Raw genomic sequence first — 25,019 nt, forward strand, 5'->3', positions numbered from 1 at the left:
GAAAGCGCCATTGTTTTGTAGTAAAACTACAAGACGGTTGGATCACCCGCCGACCCACTAAAAACAATCCCGCAACCGCCCATAAGGCCGGTTGCGTATCCAGGCTCCCGACTCAGGGAAGCTTTCCGCTATGGAGCAAGACATGCAAGACCTTGACCCCATCGAAACCCAGGAGTGGTTGGACGCCCTCGAATCCGTCCTCGATCACGAAGGCGAAGACCGCGCCCAATATCTGCTGACCCGGATGGGTGAGCTGGCCACCCGCACGGGCACCCAACTGCCCTACGCGATCACAACGCCCTACCGCAACACCATTCCGGTGACCCACGAAGCGCAAATGCCCGGCGACCTGTTCATGGAACGCCGCATCCGCTCCCTGGTGCGTTGGAACGCGCTGGCCACGGTCATGCGGGCGAACAAGAAGGATCCGGACCTGGGTGGCCACATCTCCAGCTTCGCCTCCAGCGCCACCCTCTACGATATCGGTTTCAACTATTTCTTCCAGGCGCCCACAGCGGAACACGGCGGCGATCTGATCTACTTCCAGGGCCATGCCTCCCCCGGCATCTACGCCCGTGCCTTCCTCGAAGGCCGCCTCAGCGAAGATCAGATGCAGAACTACCGGCAGGAGGTCGACGGCAACGGCCTGCCCTCCTACCCGCATCCCCATCTGATGCCGGACTTCTGGCAGTTCCCCACCGTCTCCATGGGCCTGGGCCCGATCCAGGCGATCTACCAGGCGCGCTTCATGAAGTACCTGGAAGACCGCGGCTTCATCACCCCCGGCAAGCAGAAGGTCTGGTGCTTCATGGGTGACGGCGAGTGCGACGAGCCGGAATCCCTCGGCGCCATCGCCCTGGCTGGCCGCGAGAAGCTGGACAATCTGATCTTCGTTATCAACTGCAACCTGCAGCGCCTCGACGGCCCGGTTCGCGGCAACGGCAAGATCATCCAGGAGCTGGAAGGCGTGTTCCGCGGCGCCCACTGGAACGTCAACAAGGTGGTCTGGGGCCGCTTCTGGGACCCGCTGTTCGCCAAGGACCATGCCGGCCTGCTGCAGCAGCGCATGGACGAGGTGGTCGACGGCGACTACCAGAACTACAAGGCCAAAGACGGCGCCTTCGTGCGCAAGCATTTCTTCGGCGCGCGTCCCGAGCTGCAGGAGATGGTCAAGGACATGTCCGACGAGGACATCTGGAAGCTCAACCGTGGCGGCCACGACCCCTACAAGGTCTATGCCGCCTATCACCAGGCGGTCAACCACAAGGGCCAGCCGAGCGTGATCCTCGCCAAGACCATCAAGGGCTACGGCACCGGTGCCGGCGAGGCGAAGAACATCGCCCATAACGTGAAGAAGGTCGATGTCGAGAGCCTGAAGCTGTTCCGCGACAAGTTCGACATCCCGCTGAAGGACGAGGAGCTGGAAACCCTGCCGTTCTACCGGCCGGACGAGAACAGCCCGGAAATGAAGTATCTGCGCAGCCGCCGCGAGGCCCTGGGCGGTTTCGTGCCGCAGCGCCGCAGCAAGAGCATCAGCATCCCGACCCCGCCGCTGGACAGCCTCAAGGCGATCCTCGACGGCACCGGCGACCGCGAAATCTCCACCACCATGGCCTTCGTGAGGATCCTCGCGCAGTTGGTCAAGGACAAGGAACTGGGTAGCCGCATCGTGCCGATCATCCCCGACGAGGCGCGCACCTTCGGCATGGAAGGCATGTTCCGCCAGCTCGGCATCTACTCCTCGGTCGGCCAGCTCTACGAGCCGGTGGACAAGGACCAGGTGATGTTCTATCGCGAGGACAAGAAGGGCCAGATCCTCGAGGAAGGCATCAACGAGGCCGGCGCCATGTCCAGCTGGATCGCCGCGGCGACCTCGTACAGCAACCACAACCAGCCGATGCTGCCGTTCTACGTGTACTACTCGATGTTCGGCTTCCAGCGCATCGGCGACCTGGCCTGGGCGGCCGGCGACAGCCAGGCGCGCGGCTTCCTGATCGGTGGCACTGCCGGACGCACCACCCTCAACGGCGAAGGCCTGCAGCACGAGGACGGTCACAGCCACATCATGGCCTCGACCATCCCCAACTGCCGCACCTATGATCCGACCTATGCCTACGAGATGGCGGTGATCATCCGCGAAGGCATCCGCCAGATGACCGAAGAGCAGCAGAACGTCTTCTACTACCTCACCGCGATGAACGAGGCCTATGCCCAGCCGGCCATGCCGGAAGGCGTCGAGGAAGGTATCGTCAAGGGCATGTACCTGCTCGAGGAAGAAAAGCGCGACGCCGCACACCATGTCCAGTTGCTCGGCAGCGGCACCATCCTGCGCGAAGTGCGCGAGGCGGCGAAGATCCTCCGTGAGGATTACAACATCGCTGCCGACGTGTGGAGCGTGACCAGCTTCAACGAGCTGCGCCGCGACGGTCTGGCCGTAGAGCGCCGCAACCGTCTGCACCCGGAACAGAAGCCGGAGCAGAGCTATGTCGAGCAGTGCCTGAACGGCCGCAAAGGTCCGGTGGTGGCCTCCACCGACTACATGAAACTGTTCGCCGACCAGATCCGCCAGTGGGTCCCGAGCAAGGAATACAAGGTGCTCGGCACCGACGGCTTCGGCCGCAGCGACAGCCGCAAGAAGCTGCGCCACTTCTTCGAGGTGGACCGCTACTGGGTGGTGCTGGCCGCGCTGGAAGCGCTGGCTGATCGCGGCGACATCGAGGCCAAGGTGGTGGCCGAAGCCATCGCCAAGTTCGGTATTAACCCCGACAAGCGCAACCCCCTGGACTGCTGAGGAGACCTATCGTGAGCGAAATCATCCGCGTACCCGATATCGGCGGTGATGGGGAAGTCATCGAGCTGCTGATCAAGGCCGGCGACCTCATCGAGGTCGAGCAGGGCTTGGTGGTGCTGGAATCCGCCAAGGCCAGTATGGAAGTCCCCAGCCCCAGGGCCGGGAAGGTCAAGAGCGTGAGCGTCAAGCTGGGCGACAAGCTCAAGGAAGGCGACGCGATCATCGAGCTGGAGCCTGCCGCAGGCGCAGCTGCGGAACCGGCTACCGCGGCGGCCGTGCCCGCCGCGCCGACACAGGCCGTCGACGAGGCCGAGGCGCCCTCTCCCGGAGCCGCTGCCGAATCCGCACCAGCCGCGGCCGTGAGCCAGGAGGTCCGAGTTCCCGACATCGGCTCGTCCGGCAAGGCGAAGATCATCGAGGTGCTGGTCAAGGCTGGCGACGAGGTCCAGGCCGAGCAGTCGCTGATCGTGCTGGAGTCCGACAAGGCCAGCATGGAGATTCCCTCCCCGGCCGCCGGCCTCGTGGAGAGCGTCGCCATCACGCTGAACGACGAAGTCGGCACTGGCGATCTGATCCTCACCCTGCGCGCCGCCGGCGCCGCAGCGGCACCGGCAGCCGCTGCGGCGCCCGCCCCTGCGGCAGCCCCGGCTCAGCCGGCCGCCGCTCCGGCAGCGGCCCCGGCTGCAGCACCGGCGCCGGTCGGCGCGCCGACCCGCAACGGCGCCAAGGTGCATGCGGGTCCGGCAGTGCGCCAGCTGGCTCGCGAGTTCGGCGTCGACCTGGCGGCGGTGAACGCCAGCGGCCCGCGCGGGCGCATCCTCAAGGAGGACGTGCAGGTCTACGTCAAGGCAATGATGCTGAAGGCCAAGGAGGCGCCGGCCGCCGGCACGACCGGTGGCGCCGGCATCCCGCCGATTCCGCCGGTCGACTTCGCCAAGTACGGCGAGGTGGAAGAGGTGCCGATGACCCGCCTGATGCAGGTCGGCGCCGCCAACCTGCACCGCAGCTGGCTGAACGTGCCGCACGTGACCCAGTTCGACTCGGCCGACATCACCGAGCTGGAAGCCTTCCGCGTCGCGCAGAAGGCCGTCGCCGAGAAGGCCGGGGTCAAGCTGACCGTGCTGCCGCTGCTGCTCAAGACCTGCGCCTACCTGCTCAAGGAGCTGCCGGACTTCAACAGCTCCCTGGCCCCCGGCGGCCAGGCAGTGATCCGCAAGAAGTACGTGCACATCGGCTTCGCCGTGGATACTCCGGACGGCCTGCTGGTACCGGTGATCCGCAACGTCGACCAGAAGAGCCTGCTGCAACTGGCCGCCGAGGCCGCCGAACTGGCGGAGAAGGCGCGCACCAAGAAGCTCGGTGCCGACGCCATGCAGGGCGCCTGCTTCACCATCTCCAGCCTCGGCCACATCGGCGGCACCAGCTTCACGCCGATCGTCAACGCGCCGGAAGTGGCGATCCTCGGCGTCTCCAAGGCCACGATGCAGCCAGTGTGGGACGGCAAGGCCTTCCAGCCGCGCCTGATGCTGCCGCTGTCGCTGTCCTACGACCACAGGGTAATCAACGGCGCCGCCGCGGCGCGCTTCACCAAGCGCCTCAGCGACCTGCTGACGGATATCCGTTCACTGCTGCTGTGAACCTCCCTTAAAGAGCGAACCCGCCACGCTCTTTAATCTTCAGCCCTGCCCATGTGGCGGGGCTTTTTTATTTCCGCACGCTAGGATAGCCGGCGACGTATCGTCAAACCCCAAGGAGAACTCCCATGGTGCTGCGCTCGCAGATTCTCGCCCACAAGCTGGCCCTCCCCGACCCCGCCCAGGCGCTGCCCGGACGAGCCGAGGCCATGCCAGTACCGGCGGCCCACTACGTCAACGGCCATTTCCTGAAACCGCCCTTCCCCGCCGGACTGCAGCAGGCGCTGTTCGGCCTAGGCTGCTTCTGGGGCGCCGAGCGGCGCTTCTGGCAGCAGCCCGGCGTGTGGAGCACAGCGGTGGGCTACGCCGGTGGCTTTACGCCGAATCCGACTTATGAAGAGGTCTGCTCCGGCCTGACCGGGCATACGGAGGTGGTGCTGGTGGTGTTCGATCCGCAGGAGACCGACTACCCGGCGCTGCTGAAGTCTTTCTGGGAAATCCACGACCCGACCCAGGGCATGCGCCAGGGCGGCGACATCGGCACCCAGTACCGCTCGGCGATCTACTGCTTCGATGCCGCCCAGCGCGCCGCCGCCGAGGCCAGCCGGGAGCGCTTCCAGGCGGAACTGGCGAAGGCCGGATACGGCCCGGTCACCACGGAAATCGCCGACGCCCCACCGTTCTACTACGCCGAGGCCTATCACCAGCAGTACCTGGCGAAGAACCCCGGTGGCTACTGCGGGCTGAGCGGCACCGGGGTATGTCTACCGCCGGCCTGATCAGCCCTTGCGTCCCTTGCGCCCGACCGCCTGAACAGCGGATTTGGTGACGGGTTTGTCGGCAGCCGGCTGCTCCTCGATCAGCCAGTCGAGCCGCCAGCCGTCCTGGCTCTGCGCCAGGCGTCCGGCCAGCCAGGGCAGCAGCTGGCGCAGTTCCTCCTCCAGCCCCCACGGCGGGTTGGCGATCGCCAGACCCGAGCCGTTCAGGCGCTGCGCCTCGTCGGCCGGATGTACGTAGAGCTCGGCGCGCAGCAGCTTGGGCGCGCCGCTCTTCTGCAGATCCTGATAGAAGCGCCGGAGCTGGCGCAGGTCCTTGATCGGGTACCAGATCGCTACCACCGTCTGGCGCATGCGGCCGAGCGCCTCCCGCAGCGCCAGGGCACAGCGCTCCAGCTCGTCGGCCTGCTCGAAGGGCGGGTCGATCAGCAGCAGGGCGCGCTTCTCCGCCACCGGCAGCAGGGCCCGCGGGATATGCCAGCCCTCGCCCAGGTGCACCGTGACACGGCGGTCGCCGGCCATGTTCTCCTTGAGCAGGCGGCCATCCTCGGGGTGCTTCTCGTTGAGCAGCAGGCGATCCTGCGGGCGGCTCAGGCGCCGTGCCAACTCGGGCGAGCCGGGGTAGTGGCGCAGTGCGCCCTCCGCATTCAGCTCGCGCACCACACGCAGGTAGTCGGCGACCGGCGCGGGCAGATCCGCCGCGTCCCATAAGCGGCCGATGCCCTCCAGCCATTCGCCGGTGCGGCTGGCCGCATCACCCCGCAGATCGTAGAGACCGACGCCGGCGTGGCTGTCGAGGTAGGCGAAGGGGGCCTCCTTGCGCGCCAGCAGGGCGATCAGGCGGGCCAGGGTCAAGTGTTTCAAGACGTCGGCATGGTTGCCGGCATGGAAGGCGTGGCGGTAGTTCATGGCAGGCGGACTCCTCGGGCCGCACAGTTTACCCGCTTGCCGGCAGACTCAAGCAGTCGCTTGTGAAGGTGGCGCCCGCAGCAGTTCGAGCAGGTGCTCCAGCGCCCCGTGCGCCGGCGCGTCGCGACGGCGTACCAACAGCGTCGGCGCCGCCGCCAGATCCGCCTCGATCGGCTGCCAGCACACCAGCCGCCCGCGCGGATGCAGCTCCAGCAGGCTGCGCGGCAGCAGGCCGACGCCCATGCCGGCGGCAGCGCCGCCAAGGATCGCATCGATTGAGCCATAGCTCTGCCGCGCGCCGATCTGCAGGCGGTGGCGCTCGCTCCAGCGCTCCAGGCGCTCGCGGTAGTGACAGCCGTTGGGAAAGCCGAGCAGGATCACCGGCGCCTGCTCCAGGGATTCCGGAGTCTGTCCTTCCGGCAGCACCAGCACCAGCTCCTCGTGCCACAGCACTTCGCCGTGCAACCGCGGGTCCTCGTAGGGACCGCCGATCAGCGCGGCGTCCAGCCGTCCGGCGAGCACCTCGCCGAGCAGATGGCCGCTGGTGCCGGTCACCAGGCTCAGCTCAAGCCGCGGCGCTTCCCGGTGGAAGGCCGCCAGCACCTCGGGCAGGCGCACGGCGGCGGTGGTTTCCATGGAGCCCAGGCGCAGCTCGCCGGCCCAGAGGTCCTCCTGGACACTGCTCCAGGCCGCCCGGCAGAGCTGCTCCATCCGCTCGGCATGGGGCAGCAGGCGGATTCCCGCCGGGGTCAGGCGCAGGCGTTGAGCCTGACGCTGGAAGAGTGCGACGCCCAACTGGGCTTCCAGCTGGCGCAGCCGCGCGGAGACGTTCGATGGCACACAATGCAGCTGCTGGGCCGCGCCGATCAGCGAACCGGCGCGACTGACCGCGAGGAAATGGCGCAGCAGCTGGGGGTTGAGCCGCTCCCAGGACGACATGGACACCTCGACAACATCAAAAGTGAAAATCTACTTCAGTATTTTTCACTGGCAGTCACCTTTGGACAATCGCTAAGGTAGCGAAAAAAACCAAGGAAGAACCCCGTCCATGACTGCACAGCCCCGTCAGATCCTCCTGGCCCTGCTGGGCGGCAGCGCCGCGCTGGTGGTGGTGCATGCACTTGGCCGCTTCGCCTTCACCCCGCTGCTGCCGCACTTTCTCGCCGACGGTCTGGTCGATCTGCAGCAGGGCTCGCAGCTGGCGACCTGGAACTACATCGGTTATCTGCTCGGCGCCCTGCTCGCCCTGGCTCTCCACGCCCCGCCGCGGCTGCGCCTGGGCCTGCCCCTGGCACTGCTGCTGAACGCCCTGCTGACCCTGGCGCAGTGCTTCGCCAGCGACTACGCGCTGCTCCTGGTCCTGCGCCTGGCCAACGGCATCAGCAACGGCGTGGTGTTCGTCCTCGCCCCGGCGCTGGTCCTCGAATGGCTGGCCAGCCGGCAGCGCGCCGGGCTGAGTGGCCTGGTCTACCTCGGCTTCGCCGCCGGCCTGCTGCTCTCCAACGGCCTGGCCAACTGGCCGGCCGACGCGCTCGCCGGCGCGCAGCGCTGGCTGCCGATGGCCGCCCTGGCCGTGCCGCTGGCCATGCTCAGCGCCTGGCTGCTTGCCCGCCTGCGCCTGCCGCCCCGCCCGGCGAGCGACTCGGAAAACGGCCCGCCACCCGCCACGGCGCTGTTCGACCGGGCCAGCACGCCGCTGTTTCTCGCCTACGCCGGCGCCGGCCTCGGCTACATCCTGCCGATGACCTTCCTGCCTACCCTGGCCCGCGAGCAACTGCCGGCCGGCGATCCGCTGCTCGAAGGCGCCTGGCGCTGGGCCGCCCTGGCCTGCCTGCTGTCGATCCCGCTGTGGAACCACCTGGGCGCACGCCTTGGCGACCGCCGCGCGCTGCTCGCCAGCTATGCCCTGCAGGCCATCGGCGCCGCCGCCCCGCTGCTCTGGCCGGGCGCATCCGGCGTGCTGCTCTGCGCCCTGCTGGTGGGCGGAACCTTTGTCGGCAGCGTGCTGCTGACCCAGCGCCTGGCACGCAGCCTGCAGCCACACCAGGGGCCGCGCCTGTCCGCCGCGCTGATCGCCCTGTACGGCGGCGCCCAGCTCGTCGGCCCCTGGCTGGCCGGGCTCTGGGTCGGCCAGGGCGGCAGCCTGACGCAGAGCTTCGCCCTCGGCGCCGGCGCCCTGCTCTGGGCGCTCGTCTGGACCTGGCTGATTCCCGTCCACTCCCTGCACAAGGAAATCCAGCAATGCCCTACGTGAACATCAAGATCACCCGCGAAGGTGTGACCGCCGAACAGAAACGCCAGCTCATCGAAGGCGCTACCCGACTGCTGGTCGAGGTGCTGGGCAAGAACCCGGCCACCACCGTGGTGGTGATCGACGAAGTGGACACTGACAACTGGGGCATCGGCGGCATTCCGGTCATCGAACGCCGGCGCAACGAAGGGGGGCAGGAGTAGCAGCCAGATCCCGCACAAGCCGGCGCCGCCCGCCCGGGCAGGTCGCCGGCCCGCGCCGCAGACAACTTTCATAGCCCATCCCCGTGTCCGCAAGCGGCTGAAAAAAAAACCTCTACGCCTCCCCCGGAAGTGCCCGAACATATCCTTTGACAGCCGGGCAAAGCAGCGGTTTAAATCCGTTGGCACGTCCCATGCATACATGCCGGACCCTATCCGCTTCCCGAGCAGGAGATTCCCCGATTTGGATGCCGCCACCATCAATACCCTGTTCCTGATCGGCGCGCTGCTGGTGGGCTCCAGCATCCTGCTCAGCTCCCTGTCCACGCGGCTCGGCATCCCGATCCTGGTGATCTTCCTCGGCGTGGGCATGCTCGCCGGGGTCGACGGCATCGGCGGCATCGTCTTCGACGACTATTCCCTGGCCTTCCTGATCAGCAACCTGGCCCTGGCGATAATCCTCCTCGACGGCGGCATGCGCACCCGCGTGGCCACCTTCCGCGTGGCGCTCTGGCCGGCGATGTCGCTGGCCACCCTGGGCGTGGCGGTCACCTCCGGCCTGACCGGGCTGGCCGCCGCCTGGCTGTTCGACCTCAGCCTGCCGCAAGGTCTTCTGATCGGCGCCATCGTCGGCTCCACCGACGCCGCAGCGGTGTTCAATCTGCTCAACGGCAAGGGCCTCAACGAGCGGGTCGGTGCCACCCTGGAAATCGAGTCGGGCAGCAACGACCCCATGGCGGTGTTCCTCACCGTGACCCTGATCGACATGCTCGCCTCCGGCCAGACCGACTTCGGCTGGGGCGTACTGGTCAGCCTGCTGCAGCAGTTCGGCATCGGCATAGCCTTGGGCCTCACCGGCGGCTGGCTGCTGTTGCAGCTGATCAACCGTCTCACCGTGGCCGACGGCCTCTATCCGCTGCTGGCGGTCAGCGGCGGCATCATGATCTACGCCATCGCCGGGGCGATCGGCGGCAGCGGCATCCTCGCCGTCTACGTCTGCGGTCTGCTGATGGGCAACCAGCCGATCCGCAACCGCCACGGCATCCTGCATATGTTCGACGGCCTGGCCTGGATCAGCCAGATTGGCATGTTCCTGGTCCTCGGCCTGTTGCTCACTCCAAGCGAGCTGCTGCCCATCGCCTTGCCGGCGCTGGCCCTGTCGCTGTGGATGATCCTCGTCGCGCGCCCGCTGTCGGTGTTCCTCGGCCTGCTGCCGTTTGCCAACTTCAACCTGCGCGAGCGGCTGTTCATCTCCTGGGTCGGCCTGCGCGGCGCGGTGCCGGTGATCCTCGCGGTCTTCCCGCTGATGGCCGGGCTGCCCCACGCGCACCTGTACTTCAACGTGGCCTTCTTCATCGTGCTGGTCTCGCTGCTGCTGCAGGGCACCACCCTCGGCTGGGCGGCGCGCAAGGCCAAGGTCGAAGTACCACCCTCGCCCACGCCGATCTCGCGGACCGGCCTGCAGATCCATCCCACCAGCCAGTGGGAGCTGTTCATCTATCGCCTGAGCGCCAGCAAGTGGTGCGTCGGCGCCGCCCTGCGCGATCTGAAGATGCCCGACGGCACGCGCATCGCCGCGCTGTTCCGCGGCCGCCAGCTGCTCCACCCGTCCGGTAGCACCCGCCTGGAAGTCGGCGACCTGCTCTGCGTGATCGGCCACGAGGAGGACCTGCCGAGTCTCGGCAGGCTGTTCAGCCAGCCCCCACAGCGCGGCCAGGACCTGCGCTTCTTCGGCGACTTCGTGCTCGAGGGCGATGCCGAGCTGTCCGCCCTGGCGGCGCTCTACGGTCTGAAGCTCGACGGCATCGACAGCAACCAGTCGCTCGGCCACTTCATCGCCGGGCTGATCGGCGGCCACCCGGTGGTCGGCGACCATGTGGAATGGAACGGCCTGACCTGGACCGTGGCCGCCACCGAGGGCGACCAGGTACGCAAGGTCGGCCTGAAGTTCCCCGTGGACGGCAACCGTCCGGGACCTGCCCTGTTCCTCTGAGAGGTTGTGAAAAAATCGAACAGTGCCGTGAGAGCCTCTCCAATCCCCTTCAAAAAGGCGTGCCATGTGAAAAGCGGGAGAGTTTATGAGCCAAATGGTCTTACTTTTCACGTAGCGCAACGTTTTAGCGGCTGTTTTGAAGGGGGGCGCAGCAGCCGCTTGAATTTTTCACAACCTCTGAGGCGAACTCGTCGGACGGGCGTGCGGAAAAAGTTTCGTTTGCTACACTTCCGTCTTTTTCAGCCGAAAGACCCAGACGCCATGACTGTTTCGCGTTCCCTGTTCAGCGTTCTTCTTCTCGCGCTTTGCCTCCATATTCCCGGCCTCCAGGCCGCCGAGCCGCCCACCCGCCAGGCCGTGCAGGCCAGCCTGGAAGGCCTGGCCGAACGCAAGCTGCCGGAGGCCGAACAGGCGGCCGTCAAGCAGTTGCTTGAGCAGACCCTCGTCCAGCTCGACCGTCTCCAGAAGAGCGAGCAGGCGATGAACGAGCTCAAGCGCCAGTTGGCCACCGCGCCGCAGCAGACCAAGACCGCCCAGCGCGAACTGGGCAGCCTCAAGGAAGCCGCGCAGAAACCCGCGGCCCCGCCGAACGGCAATACCCCGCTGCCGCGGCTGATGGACCAACTGACCACCCGCAACAGCCAACTGACCGAATGGCAACAGGCTCTGAACGACGCCAACACCCTGTGGGTCAGCTCGCAGACCCGCCCAGAGCGGGCGCAGACGGAAATCGCCGCGAACCAGGCACGCGCCCTTGAGATCAACGCCATCCTCAAGAGCGGCAAGCAGGACGGCAAGCCTCTTGCCGTGGAGGGCCGCAACCTGCTGAAAGCCGAACTGGCCGCACTGGAAGCCAAGACCGCGCTGCGTCGCCAGGAGCTGGCCGGCAACAGCCAGCTCCTGGAGCTTGGCGCCAGCCAGCGCGATCTGCTGCAGGAACGCATCCAGCGCCTGGCCAAGGAAATCGCTGCCCTGCAGGCGCTGGTCAACGAAAAGCGCATGGCGCTGTCCGAGGAAACCTTCGCCGAGCTCTCCCGCAATGCCAGCGCGGCCGGCTCCGACAGCCTGCTGGCCAAGGAAACCGCAATCAACCTGAAGCTTTCCGACGAACTGCTGCACTACACCGACCGTCTCAACGAACGGACCCGGGAGAACCTGGAAACCAAACAAAACCTGAACAGCCTCAGCCAGAGTGAGCAAGCCCTGGAGGAGCAGATCGAGGTCTTGCGCGGCAGCTTGCTGCTGACCAGGATCCTCTTCCAGCAGAAGCTCGCCCTGCCGCAGGTGCAGATCAACGGCCGCCTCGCCGACGAAATCGGCGACATCCGTCTCTACCAGTTCGAGCTGGGCCAGAAGCGCAGCGAGATCAGCTCCCCCGAGGCCTACGTCGACCGCCTGCTGGCCAAGCAGGGGGTCAAGAAGGAAGACGTCGATCCGCAACTACGCAGCGGCCTGCTGGAGCTGGTGAACAGCCGCAGCGACCTGATCGAGCGCCTCGACCGCGAGCTCAACGCCCTGCTCAACGAAGAGATCACCCTGCAGCTGAACCAGAAGCAGCTGCTCGATACCGCGAAAAAGGTGGAGGCCACCCTGGAGGAGCAGCTGTTCTGGATTCCCAGCAACAAGCCGCTCGACCTGGCCTGGCTGAAGACCGCGCCGCAGCGCCTCCAGGAGCAGATCGCCAGCACTTCCTGGACGTCCCTGCTCAAGGATCTGAGCGCCGGACTGGTGCAGCGATCGCTGATTTTCCTGCCCCTGCTGCTGCTGATCGGCGTGCTGGTCTGGCAGCGTGGCGCCATCACCCGGAAGCTCGATGCGCTGCACGCGGACATCGGCCACTATCGCCGCGACAGTCAGCGGCACACGCCCCAGGCACTGCTCTTCAACCTGCTGCTGGCCTTGCCCGGCACCCTGTTCCTCGCCCTCGGCGGCTACACCCTGCAGATGGATGCACGCGGCCAGAACCCCTATCTGGGCGCCGCGCTGAACGACATGGCACTGGCCTGGCTGGTGCTCTACAGCACCTACAAGATTCTCGCCCCCAGCGGCGTGGCCGAACTGCACTTCGGCTGGGCACGGCCGCAGGTCACATTTCTGCACAAGCAGATGCGCAGCCTCACCATGGTGGTACTGGCCCTGGTCGGGGTGGTCGGCTTCGCCCGCAACCAGCCGGGCGCCCTGGACAACGACGTGCTCGGCATCCTCGTGCTGCTCTCCGGCTATGCGCTGATGGCCTGGCTGCTGGGCAAGCTCCTGCTGCGCGGCCCCGCCAGTCAGAACGCCTCGCCCGTCAACCTGATGATCGGCCTGCTGTTCACCCTGCTGCCGATCGGCCTGATCCTCGGCCTGGTGCTCGGCTACTACTACACCGCCCTGAGACTCAGCGATCGCCTGGTCCAGACACTCTACGTGCTGCTGTTCTGGGCACTGATCGAGGCCACAGTGGTACGTGGCCTGTCGGTTGCGGCACGCCGCCTGGCCTACCAGCGCGCCCTGGCCAAGCGCCAGAGCGCTGCGGCGGAAGGCGGCGAGAGCGGCGAGACGACAGAAGAGCCGGTACTCGACATCGAACAGGTCAACCAGCAATCGCTGCGGCTGATCCGCCTGGCCCTGTTCGGCGTGCTGCTGACCGCCCTGTACTGGGTCTGGGCCGATCTGCTCTCGGTGATCGACTACCTGGACAACATCGCCCTCTATGAATTTACCAGCGGCACCGGCGCCACCGCCAACCTGGTGCCGATCAGCCTGCGCGACGTGCTCGCCGCCCTGCTGATCAGCACCGTCACCGTACTCCTGGCGCGCAACCTGCCGGGTCTGCTGGAAATGCTGATCCTCTCGCGCCTGCAACTGGCCCAGGGCAGCTCCTACGCCACCACCACCCTGCTCTCCTACGCCATCTACGGCTTCGGCCTGGTCACCGCGCTGTCCATCCTCGGGGTCAGCTGGGACAAGCTGCAATGGCTGGTCGCTGCACTCTCGGTGGGGATCGGCTTCGGCATGCAGGAGATCATCGCCAACTTCATCTCCGGTCTGATCATTCTCTTCGAGCGTCCGGTGCGTATCGGCGACATGGTGACGGTCGGCGGGGTCAGCGGCTCGGTGAGCCGCATCCGCATCCGCGCCACCCACATCATCGACTTCGACCGCAAGGTGGTGGTGGTGCCGAACAAGACCTTCATCACCAGCCAGCTGATCAACTGGACCCTGGCCGACACCGTCACCCGCTTGGTGCTCAAGATCGGTGTCGGCTACGGCTCGAACCTGGATCTGGTCCGCGACCTGCTCTACCAGGCCGCCAACGAGAACCCGCGGGTACTGCGCGAGCCCGCGCCACTGGTGCTGTTCCAGAGCTTCGGCGAGAGTACCCTGGATCACGACCTGATCATCCACGTGCGCGAACTGGCCGACCGCGGCCGCGCCACCGACGAGATCAACCGGCGCATCGACGGGTTGTTCCGCGAGCACCACATCGACATTGCCTTTCGCCAGGTCGACGTGTTCGTCAAGAACGCCAAGGGCCAGGAGCAGCTGCTCAAAAGCGACGAACTCAAGGCCGCCCTCGGCGCCACGGCACTCAAGCCGAACAACGCCCCGCCGATAGCCGGCGGCCAGGCCTGAGCCCGGCGGCGGACGGGCGTGTTAAGGTGGGCTCCTCCAGGTAGATCCGGAAGAACATCGTGAAACGCCTGAGCGAGCTCACCTTCGACAACCGCTTCGCCCGCCTCGGCGATACCTTCTCCACCGCGGTGACGCCGCTTCCCATCGCGTCGCCGCAGCTGGTGGTGGTGAGTCCCGCGGCGCTGGCGCTGCTCGATCTCGATCCGGCCGCGGCCGACGATCCGCAGCTCGTCGCGCTCTGCTCCGGACAGCAACCCTGGCCCGGTGCCGAACCGCGCGCCATGGTCTATTCCGGTCACCAGTTCGGCTTCTACAACCCCCAGCTCGGCGACGGTCGCGGCCTGCTGCTCGGCGAGGTGATCAACGCCGCCGGCGAGCGCTGGGACCTGCATCTGAAGGGCGCCGGCAAGACCCCTTACTCGCGGATGGGCGACGGCCGCGCCGTACTGCGCTCGTCGATCCGCGAATTTCTCGCCAGCGAGCACCTGCACGCCCTCGGCATCCCCAGCTCGCGAGCGCTCTGCGTGGCCGCCTCGGACACTCCGGTCTGGCGGGAAACCGAGGAGCGCGCCGCCACACTGCTGCGCCTGGCCCCCAGCCACGTGCGCTTCGGTCATTTCGAGTTCTTCTACTACAGCCGCCAGCACGAGGCCCTGCGCCAGCTGCTGGACTACGTCATCGGCGAACACTTCGCCGACTGCCTCGCCCAGCCCGAACCCTACTGCGCCTTCTTCGACCGGGTGCTAGAGCGCACCGCATCGCTGCTTGCCCGCTGGCAGGCCTACGGCTTCTGCCACGGGGTGATGAACACCGACAACATGTCGATCCTCGGCATCACCTTCGACTTCGGTCCCTATGCCTTCCTCGACGACTTCGACCCGGGCTTCGTCTGCAACCACTCCGACGACACCGGCCGCTACGCCTTCGACAACCAGGTGCCCATCGCCCACTGGAACCTCTCCGCGCTGGGCCAGGCACTGACGCCGTTCGTCGACAAGGATGCCCTGCTGGACAGCCTCAAGCGTTTCCTGCCGCTGTTTCGCAGCGCCTGGCTGGAACTGATGCGCCGCCGCCTCGGCTTCACCACGGCGGAAGCGGACGACCGTGAGCGGGTGCAGCGCCTGCTGCAGCTGATGCAGGGCAGCGCGGTGGACTACAGCCGCTTCTTCCGCGAGTTGGGCGACAGTCCGGCACCAACGGCCCTGCGCCGCCTGCGCGAGGATTTCGTCGACCTGGCCGAGTTCGACGCCTGGGCCGAAGATCACCTGGCGCGCCTGGCCCGCGAAGGCGAGCCGGACGAGGCCGCGCGGCGCACGCGCATGCACGCGGTCAACCCGCAATACATCCTGCGCAACTACTTGGCCCAGCAGGCCATCGAAGCGGCGGAACGGGGCGACTACGGCCCGGTCCGCGAACTCCACGCCGTGCTCTCCCGCCCCTTCGACGAACAGCCGGGCATGCAACGCTACGCCGAGCGCCCGCCGGAATGGGGCAAGCACCTGGAGATCAGCTGTTCGTCGTGAAGCCGGCAACAAGCCCCCCATTCTGGGGGCCTGCCACGGGCCTTCCGCTGTCTGCCGGGCCACTTAGTCAAAAATGACATATAAACCTTCTCAAACAATCTTTGACTGTCTAAGCAAAGCGCTCTAAGTTCCCCGCCGACGGGCTACCCACCCCAGCGTGCGCCCGATACCTCTCACGAGATTCGCGCCCCCAAGGTTACCCATGCTTCCGGACTCGCTTTCGCTCTGGTTCGTCGCCGCCCTGTTGCTCTGGGTGCTCTATGCCTTCGTCCGGGAAAAATGGAGCCCGGACGTGGTCGCCGCCATGGCCGTGGCCGCGCTGCTGGTGAGCGGTCTGCTGGAGCCTGCGGAAGTGCTCGGCGTGCTGTCCAACTCGGCGCCGGTGACCATCGCCTGCATGTTCATGATTTCCGCCGCGCTGGAGCGCACCGGCTGCATCGACGCCCTCGGCAACTGGCTGGGCGAGCTGGTCGGCACCAGCCCGACGCGGGTGCTGGCCGGGCTGACCATCACCGCCCTGGCAATTTCCGCCTTCCTCAACAACACGCCGGTGGTAGCCATCCTCACCCCAGTGGCCATCGCCCTGGCCAAGCGCGCCGGCACCATGCCGTCGAAGCTGCTGATTCCGCTGTCCTACGCCACCATCCTCGGCGGCACCCTGACCATGATCGGCACCTCGACCAACATCCTGGTCGACGGCGTGGCACGCAAGCTCGGCCTGCCGCCCTTCGGCATGTTCGAGATCACCGCCGCCGGCCTGGCCCTCGCCACCGCCGGCATGCTCTACCTGCTGACCATCGGCAAGCGCCTGCTGCCGGAGCGCGAGAGCCTGTCGCGCCAGCTGCGCCCCAACCTCGACCGCACCTTCATGAGCGAACTGCTGGTGCCGCACGATTCGCCGGTGATCGGCAAGACCATCAGCGAGGCCAACCTCAACGGCGGCAGCGGTCTGCAGGTGCTGCAGGTGTGCCGCGACGAGCAGCAGATCGGTCGCCCGGCTCACGACTTCGTCCTCCAGGCCGGCGACCTGCTGGTGCTGCACGGCCAGGTCAGGGACGTGGTCGACCTGCGCGAGAGCGGCCACCTGACCTTCAACCGCGGCGACGCCTTCGAGACCGTCAGCAGCCACGACGTGATCCTCGCCGAGGCCATCGTCGGGCGCAATTCGCGCTACAGCCACCGCCCCATGCGCGACCTCGACCTCACCGCGCGCTATGGCATCGCCGTGCTCGCCGTGCATCGCCAGGACGAGAACGTGCAGGGCAACCTGGACGACTTCCAGCTGCAGTTCGGCGACGTGATGCTGGTAGAGGGTACCCCGGCGCAGATCAAGCGCTTCGCCGACAACGGCGAGCTGATCAGCCTCAACGCCGTGCAGGAACGCGCCTATCGCCGCGACAAGGCGCCCATCGCCATCCTTGCCACCGCCGCGGTGATGCTGCTGGCCGCCTTCGGCGTGATGCCCATCGAGGGTTTGGCGATCGTCGGCGCGGTCAGCGTGCTGGCCACCCGCTGCCTGGACGTCGAGGACGCCTACAAGGCGGTGGACTGGAAGATCCTCAGCCTGATCTTCGGCATGCTGGCGGTGAGCGTCGCCATGGACAAGGTCGGCCTGGTCCGGCTGATCGTCGAGAACGTGATGAACCTGCTGCCCGGGGCCGGCCCGCTGCTGATGCTGTCGTTCATCTACCTGTTCACCTCGATCTTCACCGAGATGCTGTCGAACAACGCGGTGGCGGTGCTGGTCACTCCCATCGCCATCGGCATGGCCCAGCATCTGGGCGTCGATCCACGCGCCTTCGTCGCCGCAGTGATGTTCGCCGCCAGCGCCAGCTTCGCCACGCCGATCGGCTACCAGACCAACACCTTCGTCTACAATGCCGGCGGCTACCGCTTCAAGGACTTCCTGAAGGTCGGCATTCCGCTCAACATCCTGCTGTGGCTGGTCGCGACCTTGGTGCTGCCGCTGGTCTGGCCGCTGCAGCCGCTGTAATGGGAGCGCGCGACCGGCTTTTTCCGGGCGGCCGCTTGATATCCGCCGCCCCGGCTCCAGATTAGGGACATTCCCCCAGCTGGAGCCGGACATGGCCGACCCGCTGATCCTTCCCTGCCCGCACTGCCACAGCCTCAACCGCATCCCCGCCGCACGCCTGGGCGAAGCGCCACGGTGCGGGCGCTGCAAGAGCCCCGTGCTGCCCGGCAAGCCCTTCGCCGTCGACGCCGCCGGCTTCGCCGCCCAGCTCAAAGGCGATCTGCCGTTGCTCCTGGACGTCTGGGCCGCCTGGTGCGGCCCCTGCAAGGCCTTCGCCCCGGTCTTCGACCAGGCCGCGAGGGAGCTGGCCGGCCGGGCGCGCCTGGCCAAGCTGGACAGCGAGGCCGAGCCGCAGCTGGCCGGACAGCTGGGCATCCGCTCGATTCCCAGTCTGATCCTGTTCAGAGAGGGCCGCGAAGCCGCCCGCCAGAGTGGCGCCCTGCCGCTGCCGCAACTGCTCGCCTGGCTGCGCCAGCAGGGTGTCTGAAGCGTCGTCGCCATGAAACTGCGGCTGTGGCGGGCTTGTCGCAGGTCAAGGCCCCGCCCCGAACTTGTCGCCAGACTGAGGGCCCCTCAGGAGGAAGCGCCATGGCCAAGCACATTCTGATCGCCCACGATCTCAGCCCGGAAGCCGATATCGCCCTGCGCCGCGCCATCCAGCTAGCCGTGCAGCAGCAGGCACGCCTGACGCTGCTGCACGTGGCCTCCAGCCAGCCCTCTCCGGCACTGCTGGCCAGGCTGCGCAGCGCCGAGGAACAGACCCTGGCCAACCATCTGCAGGGCCAGCCGGCACTGGATGTGCAACTGCGCCTGGAGGTGGGGCCCCATCCCGCCGAACTCATCCTGCAGTACATCAGCCTCGGCAACTGCGACCTGCTGGTGCTCGGCAGCCACCATCGGCACCCGAGGCAGGACTTCGCCGGCAGCGTCCAGGAGCGCATCCTCGAGGCCAGCCCGATTCCCGTGCTGGTAGCGGTCGGTCCGCCCGTCGCCCCCTATGGGCGCGCCCTTGCCGCCATCGACTTCTCCCCCTGCGCCAGCCGCGCCCTGCGCGCAGCCTGGCAGCTGCTGCCGCTCGGCGCGCAGCTGCAGGCCCTGCACGTACAGGAGGTCGCCGCCATCCACGCTGGGGACAACCCGGACGAGCGCGCCTTCCAGCAGTCCCTCTTCGAGCGCTTCATTGACGCCGAATTCACCGCCCTGCCACCGCGCGCCGTGCAATTCAGCCACAGCTTCCAGAGCGGCGAGCGCCATGACTGCCTGGAGGCGGCGCTCGCCAGCCAGCGTCCGCAGCTGCTCGCCCTCGGCGGGCACAGCCGCGACGCGCTGAGCGAGCGGCTGCTTGGCAGCCTGACCCGCGACTATCTGGACAACCCACCCTGCGACCTGCTGGTGATGCGCTGATCAGCCGGCCGCTTCCAGCAGGTCGTGCAGCGCAACAAACTGTCGGCTCAGCTTGTGCCGTGGGTCGAGGTGGATCAGCGGCGTGCAGACCTGGTGCGACTCGCGCATTTTCACCGAACTGCCAAGGTACACCGGCAGAACCGGCAGTTCCTCGGCGATCAGCTCGTCGAGCATCCGCTGCGGCAGCGCCGCGTGCGGCAGAAACTGGTTGACCACGATGCCCTCGACCTCCAGGTCCTCGTTGTGGTCCTCGCGCAGCTCGGCGATCTCGGCGAGCAGGGAGTACAGCGCCTGGCGTGAGAAGCTGTCACAGTCAAAGGGAATCAGCACGCGATTGGCGGCGATCAGCGCGGAAACCGTGAAGAAATTCAGCGCAGGCGGGGTATCGAGATAGATCCGTTCGTAATCCTCGGCCAGCTCGTCGAGCAGTTTGCGCAAACGGGTGATCTTGTGCTTGGCCTCCAGCTTGGGCTGCAGGTCGGCAAGTTCGGCCGAGGCCGTGACCAGTTCGAGGTTGGCGAAGGGCGTTTCGATCACCTTGACCTTCGGCCGCTTGCCCACGCTGCCGGCGAGGACCTGTTTGAAGAAGTCGGCGATGCCCAGCGGAATGGCTTCGCCGCAGAGGCCGCTGAGGTAATGGGTGGAGTTGGCCTGGCTGTCGAGATCGACCAGCAGGGTGCGATAGCCCTGCGCCGCGCTCACCGCCGCCAGGTTGCAGGCGATACTTGACTTGCCTACGCCGCCCTTCTGATTGAACACCACGCGCCGCATGCCGCTACCTCCTTCCGCCCCGCTCGCTGAAGATCCCGCATTTAACCTCATTTCTGCACGGCCTTACGCCTATCCCTTGGCGGTGTCCCATAGCGGCTGCGCCTCGCGCGCCTCCCGCTCGAGTAGCTCGACGAAACGCCGCACCAGCGGCGAGCCCTCGTCCCGCCGGCGCACCAGCCACACCGCGGTACTGGCGCCGGGATCGAGCAGGGTGCGGCAGATCACCCCGTCGATGCGCATGCGGCTGAACGAGGCCGGCAGCACGGTGACGCCGAGGCCGGTGGCGACCAGGCCGATCAGGGTCATGGCCTCACTGGCCTCCTGGACGATGCGCGGGGTGAAGCCGACGGCCCGCGCCAGATCGAGCAGCTGGTCGTAGAGCCCGGTGCCGATGGTACGCGGGAAGAACACGAAGGGCTCTTCGCCCAGCTCGGCCAGGCGCACCCCATCCTCGCGACCGCCGGCCAGCGTATGGCCGACCGGCAGGACCACCACCAGCGGCTCGGCGAACAGTTCCAGCGCCACCAGCTCCTCCGGCAAGGGGGCCAGGGGGCGCAGCACACCGACCTGCAGCCGGCCCTCGTGGACTGCCTCGGCGACGTCGCGGCTGCTCAGTTCGCGCAGATCCAGATGTACCTCCGGGCACGCCTGGCGGAAGGCCCGGATCGCCCGGGGAATGGTCGAGGTGAAGGGCGCCGAGGAGGTGAAGCCGACCTTCAGCTCGCCCAGTTCGCCGCGCTGGGCACGCCGGGCCACGGCGATCGCCTGTTCCAGCTGGGCCAGCACCTGGCGCGCCTCGGGCAGGAACAGCCGGCCAACCTCGCTAAGCGCCACCCGGCGGTTGGTGCGTTCGAGCAGGCGCACGCCGAGTTCCTCCTCCAGCGCCTGGATCTGCTGGCTCAAGGGCGGCTGGGAAATGCCCAACTGCTCGGCGGCGCGCCCGAAGTGCAACTCCTCGGCGACGGCGATGAAATAGCGCAGATGACGGAGTTCCACAGCGCCCCCTTTGATTCGCAATACATATCAGATCAGTCGAATAATATATTGGAACCAAGAATATTGCCTCCCCTATGCTGGTCAACATCCAGCCGACAGCCGACCGGCAATCACCAGCACTGAGGTCGAGATGAACACCCTTGCCGCCCATCCTGTGCAAGCCAACGCCGAAGCCGCCCGCCTGACCGAAAAGGGCACGGCGCAATTCCGCCGCACCAATTGGGCGTTATTCGCCGGAGGCTTCGCCACCTTCGCCCTGCTCTACTGCGTGCAACCGATGCTGCCAGTGTTCTCCGCCGCCTTCGCCCTGAGCGCGGCGCAGAGCAGCCTGGCGCTGTCGATCTCGACCATGACCCTGGCCGTCGGCCTGCTGCTCACCGGCCCGTTGTCAGACGCCATCGGCCGCAAACCGGTGATGGTCGTGGCGCTATGCAGTGCCGCCCTGTTCACCCTGCTCACACCGTTGATGCCGAGCTGGCACAACCTGCTCTTGATGCGCACGCTGGTCGGGCTGTCCTTGAGCGGCCTGGTGGCGGTGGCAATGTCCTACCTCAGCGAGGAAGTCCATCCGCAGCACCTGGGCCTGGCCATGGGTCTGTACATCTCTGGCAACGCCCTGGGCGGCATGAGCGGCCGACTGGTCAGCGGCGTGCTGGTGGACTTCCTCTCCTGGCAGGCGGTGATGGCCGTCCTCGGCGGCCTGGCACTGTTCGCAGCGCTGGTGTTCTGGCGCCTGCTGCCGGACTCGCGGCACTTCCGTGCGATGCCATTGAGCTTCGCCAACCTGGCCGGCGGGCTGCGCCTGCACCTGACCGACCGCGGTCTGCCCTGGCTGTTCCTCGAAGCCTTTCTGTTGATGGGCGGCTTCGTCACCCTGTTCAACTACATCGGCTACCGCCTGCTCGAGTCGCCCTACGACCTGAGCATGAGCCTGGTCGGCCTGCTCTCGGTGGTCTATCTGTCGGGCACCTACAGCTCGACCCAGGCCGGTGCGCTGGCCGACCGCCTGGGCCGCCACCGAGTATTCTGGCCGGCAATCCTGCTGATGCTGACCGGCCTGCTGCTGACCCTGTTCAGCGCGCTGGGGCTGATCCTGACGGGCATGCTGCTGTTCGCCTTCGGCTTCTTCGCCGCCCACTCGCTGGCCAGCAGTTGGGTCGGCCGCCGCGCCCTGCAGGCCCGCGGCCAGGCCTCGTCGCTGTACCTGTTCAGCTACTACGCCGGCTCCAGCGTGGCCGGCACGGCGGGCGGCTTCTTCTGGCAGCACGGTGGCTGGACCGGTGTCGGCCTGTTCATCGCCGCCCTGCTCAGCCTCGCCCTGGGAGTGGCCCTGCACCTGTCGCGCCTGCCGCCGAAGCAGCCGGTCGCCTGATCCCCAGAAAAGCAAAAGCCCGATCGACCGATCGGGCTTTTGCTTGTATCGGCTGGAGCATTCAGCGGTGATATTGCGCCGACAGCTCATGCACCGCCTCGAAGAAGGCGCCGGCATGGGCCGGATCGACCTCGGGGGTGATGCCGTGACCGAGATTGAACACATGCCCCGAACCCTCGCCGTAGCTGGCGAGAATGCGCCCTACCTCGGCGCGGATCGCCGCAGGATTGGCATACAGCACGCTCGGGTCCATATTGCCCTGCAGGGCGACCTTGTCGCCGACGCGGGCACGGGCGCTGCCGATGTCGCAGGTCCAGTCCAGGCCCAGCGCCTCGGCGCCGCTCTCGGCCATGGCTTCCAGCCACAGGCCACCGCCCTTGGTGAAGAGGATCACCGGTACGCGCCGGCCTTCGTGCTCGCGGATCAGGCCGTCGACGATCCGCCTCATGTAGGCCAGGGAGAACTCCAGATAGGCCGCCGACGACAGGCTTCCGCCCCAGGAGTCGAAGATTTGCACGGCTTGAGCGCCGGCGCGAATCTGCCCGTTGAGGTAGGCGGTGACCGCCCGGGCCAGCTTGTCGAGCAGGGCATGCATGGCTTGGGGATTGTCGTAGAGCATCGCCTTGGACTTGCGGAAGTCCTTGCTGGAACCGCCCTCGACCATGTAGGTGGCCAGGGTCCAGGGGCTGCCGGAGAAGCCGATCAGCGGCACACGGCCGTTCAGCTCGCAGCGAATGGTGCGCACTGCCTCCATCACGTAGCCCAGGTCCTGCTCGGGATCGGGCACCGGCAGGGCCTCGATGTCCGCCAGGCTGGAAACCTCCTTGCGAAAGCGCGGCCCCTCGCCGCTCTCGAAGTACAGGCCCTGGCCCATGGCGTCGGGGATAGTGAGGATGTCGGAGAAGAGAATCGCCGCATCCAGCTGCGGATAGCGATCCAGCGGCTGCAGGGTCACCTCGCAGGCCAGCGCGGGATTCATGCACAGACTCATGAAGTCACCCGCCTTGGCCCGGGTCGCCCGGTACTCCGGCAGGTAGCGGCCGGCCTGACGCATCATCCACACCGGGGTGACGTCGACGGGTTGCTTGAGCAGGGCGCGGAGGAAGCGGTCGTTCTTCAGGACAGTCATGGCAAGGTTCCGGCAAGAGGGTGCCGGGCATTTTCGCAAAGCCCAACGCAAAAGGCACGGTGGGTGCCGTGCCTTCTTGCTGCCTGACGCCTGCGGCTTGCCGCAGGGCTTCAGAGATCCAGGTAGTCGAGGATGCCCTCGGCCGCCTGGCGGCCTTCGTAGATCGCCGTCACCACCAGGTCGGAACCGCGCACCATGTCCCCGCCGGCGAAGACCTTCGGGTTGCTGGTCTGGTGCTTGAACTTGTTGTCATGCATCGGCGCGATCACCCGGCCCTGGCTGTCGGTCTTGATCTGCAGCTCCTCGAACCAAGGCGCCGGGCTCGGGCGGAAGCCGAAGGCGATCACCACTGCGTCGGCCGGGAGGATCTCCTCGGAACCGGGGATCGGCTCGGGGCTGCGGCGACCGCGGGCATCCGGCTCACCGAGACGGGTCTCGACCACCTTGACGCCTTCCACCCGGTCCTCGCCGACGATGGCGATTGGCTGACGGTTGTAGAGGAACTTCACGCCCTCTTCCTTGGCGTTCTTCACCTCGCGGCGGGAACCCGGCATGTTCTCTTCGTCGCGACGGTAGGCACAGGTGACGTTCTTGGCACCCTGGCGGATCGAGGTGCGGTTGCAATCCATGGCGGTGTCGCCGCCCCCCAGCACCACCACCTTCTTGCCCTTCATGTCGATGAAGTCTTCCGGGGACTTCTCGAAGCCCAGGTTGCGGTTGACGCTGGCGATCAGGAAGTCCAGCGCATCATGGACGCCCGGCAGGTCCTCGCCGGAGAAACCGCCCTTCATGTAGGTGTAGGTGCCCATGCCCATGAACACTGCGTCGAACTCGTCGAGCAGTTGCTGCATGGTCACGTCCCTGCCCACCTCGGTGTTCAGGCGGAACTCGATGCCCATGCCGCTGAACACCTCGCGGCGCCGGCTCAGCACGGTCTTTTCCAGCTTGAACTCGGGGATGCCGAAAGTCAGCAGGCCGCCGATTTCCGGATTGCGGTCGAATACCACCGGGGTCACACCGTTGCGCACCAGCACGTCGGCGCAGCCGAGGCCAGCCGGACCGGCGCCGATCACTGCGACGCGCCTGCCGGTCGGGGTGACCTTGGACATATCGGGACGCCAGCCCATGGCGAAGGCGGTGTCGGTGATGTACTTCTCCACCGAGCCGATGGTCACCGCACCGAAGCCGTCGTTCAGGGTGCAGGCACCTTCGCAGAGGCGGTCCTGCGGGCAGACCCGGCCGCAGACCTCCGGCAGGGTGTTGGTCTGGTGCGACAGTTCGGCGGCGGCGAGGATGTTGCCCTCCGAAACGAGCTTCAGCCAGTTCGGGATGAAGTTGTGCACCGGGCACTTCCACTCACAATAGGGGTTGCCGCAGCCGAGGCAGCGGTGCGCCTGCTCGGAAGCCTGTTGCGGCTTGAGCGGGTCGTAGATCTCGACGAATTCCCTCTTGCGCTGACGCAGCAACTTCTTCTTCGGATCCTTGCGCCCGACTTCGATGAACTGGAAATCGTTGTTCAGACGTTCAGTCATTTCAAAACCTCTATACAGCAGCGGCGAGCCTCGAGCTGCAGCTGCAAGACACATCAGGATGAGCCTGCAAGCCTCGCGCGCCCTGCAC

General features: G+C 66.8%; 18 protein-coding genes. 12 read left to right on the forward strand and 6 right to left on the reverse strand.

Annotation, left to right across the window (positions count from 1 at the left end):
• The first annotated feature begins 142 nt into the window (after positions 1–142).
• The 3 genes from aceE to msrA all read left to right on the forward strand — a co-directional run bounded on the left by aceE (position 143) and on the right by msrA (position 5,204).
• Entirely contained in the window at positions 143–2,791 is a 2,649-nt protein-coding gene (gene aceE, locus ACYVD0_RS00200) for a pyruvate dehydrogenase (acetyl-transferring), homodimeric type (protein WP_460424894.1), read from the forward strand.
• Positions 2,792–2,802: 11 nt separating this feature from the next.
• On the forward strand, positions 2,803–4,428 hold the full coding sequence (gene aceF / locus ACYVD0_RS00205; RefSeq protein WP_460424895.1) for a dihydrolipoyllysine-residue acetyltransferase: 1,626 nt from the start codon (positions 2,803–2,805) through the stop codon (positions 4,426–4,428).
• Positions 4,429–4,553: 125 nt separating this feature from the next.
• The gene (gene msrA, locus ACYVD0_RS00210) at positions 4,554–5,204 is read left to right on the forward strand and encodes a peptide-methionine (S)-S-oxide reductase (RefSeq protein ID WP_460424896.1); all 651 of its coding nucleotides are present in this window, start codon (positions 4,554–4,556) and stop codon (positions 5,202–5,204) included.
• On the opposite strand, the gene ACYVD0_RS00215 is transcribed toward msrA, so the two are convergent.
• Positions 5,205–6,110 (reverse strand): 23S rRNA (adenine(2030)-N(6))-methyltransferase RlmJ, encoded by a 906-nt coding sequence (locus tag ACYVD0_RS00215; protein WP_460424897.1) that lies wholly within the window; start codon positions 6,108–6,110, stop codon positions 5,205–5,207.
• A gap of 48 nt (positions 6,111–6,158) precedes the next feature.
• On the reverse strand, positions 6,159–7,049 hold the full coding sequence (locus ACYVD0_RS00220; protein WP_460424898.1) for a LysR family transcriptional regulator: 891 nt from the start codon (positions 7,047–7,049) through the stop codon (positions 6,159–6,161).
• Between the two features lie 109 nt (positions 7,050–7,158).
• On the opposite strand from ACYVD0_RS00220, the gene ACYVD0_RS00225 reads away from it, so the two are divergent.
• The 8 genes from ACYVD0_RS00225 (at position 7,159) to ACYVD0_RS00260 (ending at position 19,131) form a co-directional block, all read left to right on the forward strand.
• Positions 7,159–8,364, forward strand: coding sequence for an MFS transporter (locus ACYVD0_RS00225; RefSeq protein ID WP_460424899.1), 1,206 nt, complete (start codon positions 7,159–7,161; stop codon positions 8,362–8,364).
• Entirely contained in the window at positions 8,352–8,564 is a 213-nt protein-coding gene (locus ACYVD0_RS00230) for a tautomerase family protein (RefSeq protein ID WP_460424900.1), read from the forward strand. Before ACYVD0_RS00225 ends, ACYVD0_RS00230 begins: the two co-directional genes overlap by 13 nt.
• A gap of 241 nt (positions 8,565–8,805) precedes the next feature.
• Positions 8,806–10,554 (forward strand): potassium/proton antiporter, encoded by a 1,749-nt coding sequence (locus tag ACYVD0_RS00235; RefSeq protein ID WP_460424901.1) that lies wholly within the window; start codon positions 8,806–8,808, stop codon positions 10,552–10,554.
• 261 nt (positions 10,555–10,815) lie between these two features.
• Positions 10,816–14,172 (forward strand): MscS family mechanosensitive channel, encoded by a 3,357-nt coding sequence (mscK, locus tag ACYVD0_RS00240; RefSeq protein ID WP_460424902.1) that lies wholly within the window; start codon positions 10,816–10,818, stop codon positions 14,170–14,172.
• A 59-nt stretch (positions 14,173–14,231) separates the two neighbouring features.
• Positions 14,232–15,695, forward strand: a complete 1,464-nt coding sequence (gene selO / locus ACYVD0_RS00245; protein WP_460424903.1) for a protein adenylyltransferase SelO — start codon at positions 14,232–14,234, stop codon at positions 15,693–15,695.
• Positions 15,696–15,897: 202 nt separating this feature from the next.
• Entirely contained in the window at positions 15,898–17,688 is a 1,791-nt protein-coding gene (locus tag ACYVD0_RS00250; RefSeq protein WP_460424904.1) for an SLC13 family permease, read from the forward strand.
• 91 nt (positions 17,689–17,779) lie between these two features.
• Positions 17,780–18,214 carry a thioredoxin TrxC gene (gene trxC, locus ACYVD0_RS00255; RefSeq protein ID WP_460424905.1) on the forward strand — a complete coding sequence of 145 codons (435 nt, stop codon included), beginning with the start codon at positions 17,780–17,782 and terminating at the stop codon, positions 18,212–18,214.
• Between the two features lie 101 nt (positions 18,215–18,315).
• The gene (locus tag ACYVD0_RS00260) at positions 18,316–19,131 is read left to right on the forward strand and encodes a universal stress protein (protein WP_460424906.1); all 816 of its coding nucleotides are present in this window, start codon (positions 18,316–18,318) and stop codon (positions 19,129–19,131) included.
• Here the strand turns inward: ACYVD0_RS00260 and ACYVD0_RS00265 are convergent, their stop codons facing one another.
• Positions 19,132–19,902 (reverse strand): ParA family protein, encoded by a 771-nt coding sequence (locus tag ACYVD0_RS00265; RefSeq protein ID WP_460424907.1) that lies wholly within the window; start codon positions 19,900–19,902, stop codon positions 19,132–19,134.
• Between the two features lie 69 nt (positions 19,903–19,971).
• The gene (locus ACYVD0_RS00270) at positions 19,972–20,898 is read right to left on the reverse strand and encodes a LysR family transcriptional regulator (protein WP_460424908.1); all 927 of its coding nucleotides are present in this window, start codon (positions 20,896–20,898) and stop codon (positions 19,972–19,974) included.
• A 130-nt stretch (positions 20,899–21,028) separates the two neighbouring features.
• Here ACYVD0_RS00270 and ACYVD0_RS00275 point away from each other — a divergent pair, with 130 nt between their 5' ends.
• Positions 21,029–22,270, forward strand: coding sequence for an MFS transporter (locus ACYVD0_RS00275; protein WP_460424909.1), 1,242 nt, complete (start codon positions 21,029–21,031; stop codon positions 22,268–22,270).
• A gap of 61 nt (positions 22,271–22,331) precedes the next feature.
• On the opposite strand, the gene hemE is transcribed toward ACYVD0_RS00275, so the two are convergent.
• Together hemE and ACYVD0_RS00285 are read right to left on the reverse strand one after the other, a co-directional pair.
• Entirely contained in the window at positions 22,332–23,399 is a 1,068-nt protein-coding gene (gene hemE / locus ACYVD0_RS00280; RefSeq protein ID WP_460424910.1) for a uroporphyrinogen decarboxylase, read from the reverse strand.
• Between the two features lie 110 nt (positions 23,400–23,509).
• Positions 23,510–24,931: a glutamate synthase subunit beta gene (locus ACYVD0_RS00285; protein ID WP_460424911.1), complete on the reverse strand. Its 1,422-nt coding sequence runs from the start codon at positions 24,929–24,931 to the stop codon at positions 23,510–23,512.
• Positions 24,932–25,019: the final 88 nt, after the last annotated feature.

The sequence above is a fragment of the Azotobacter armeniacus genome (assembly GCF_054779355.1).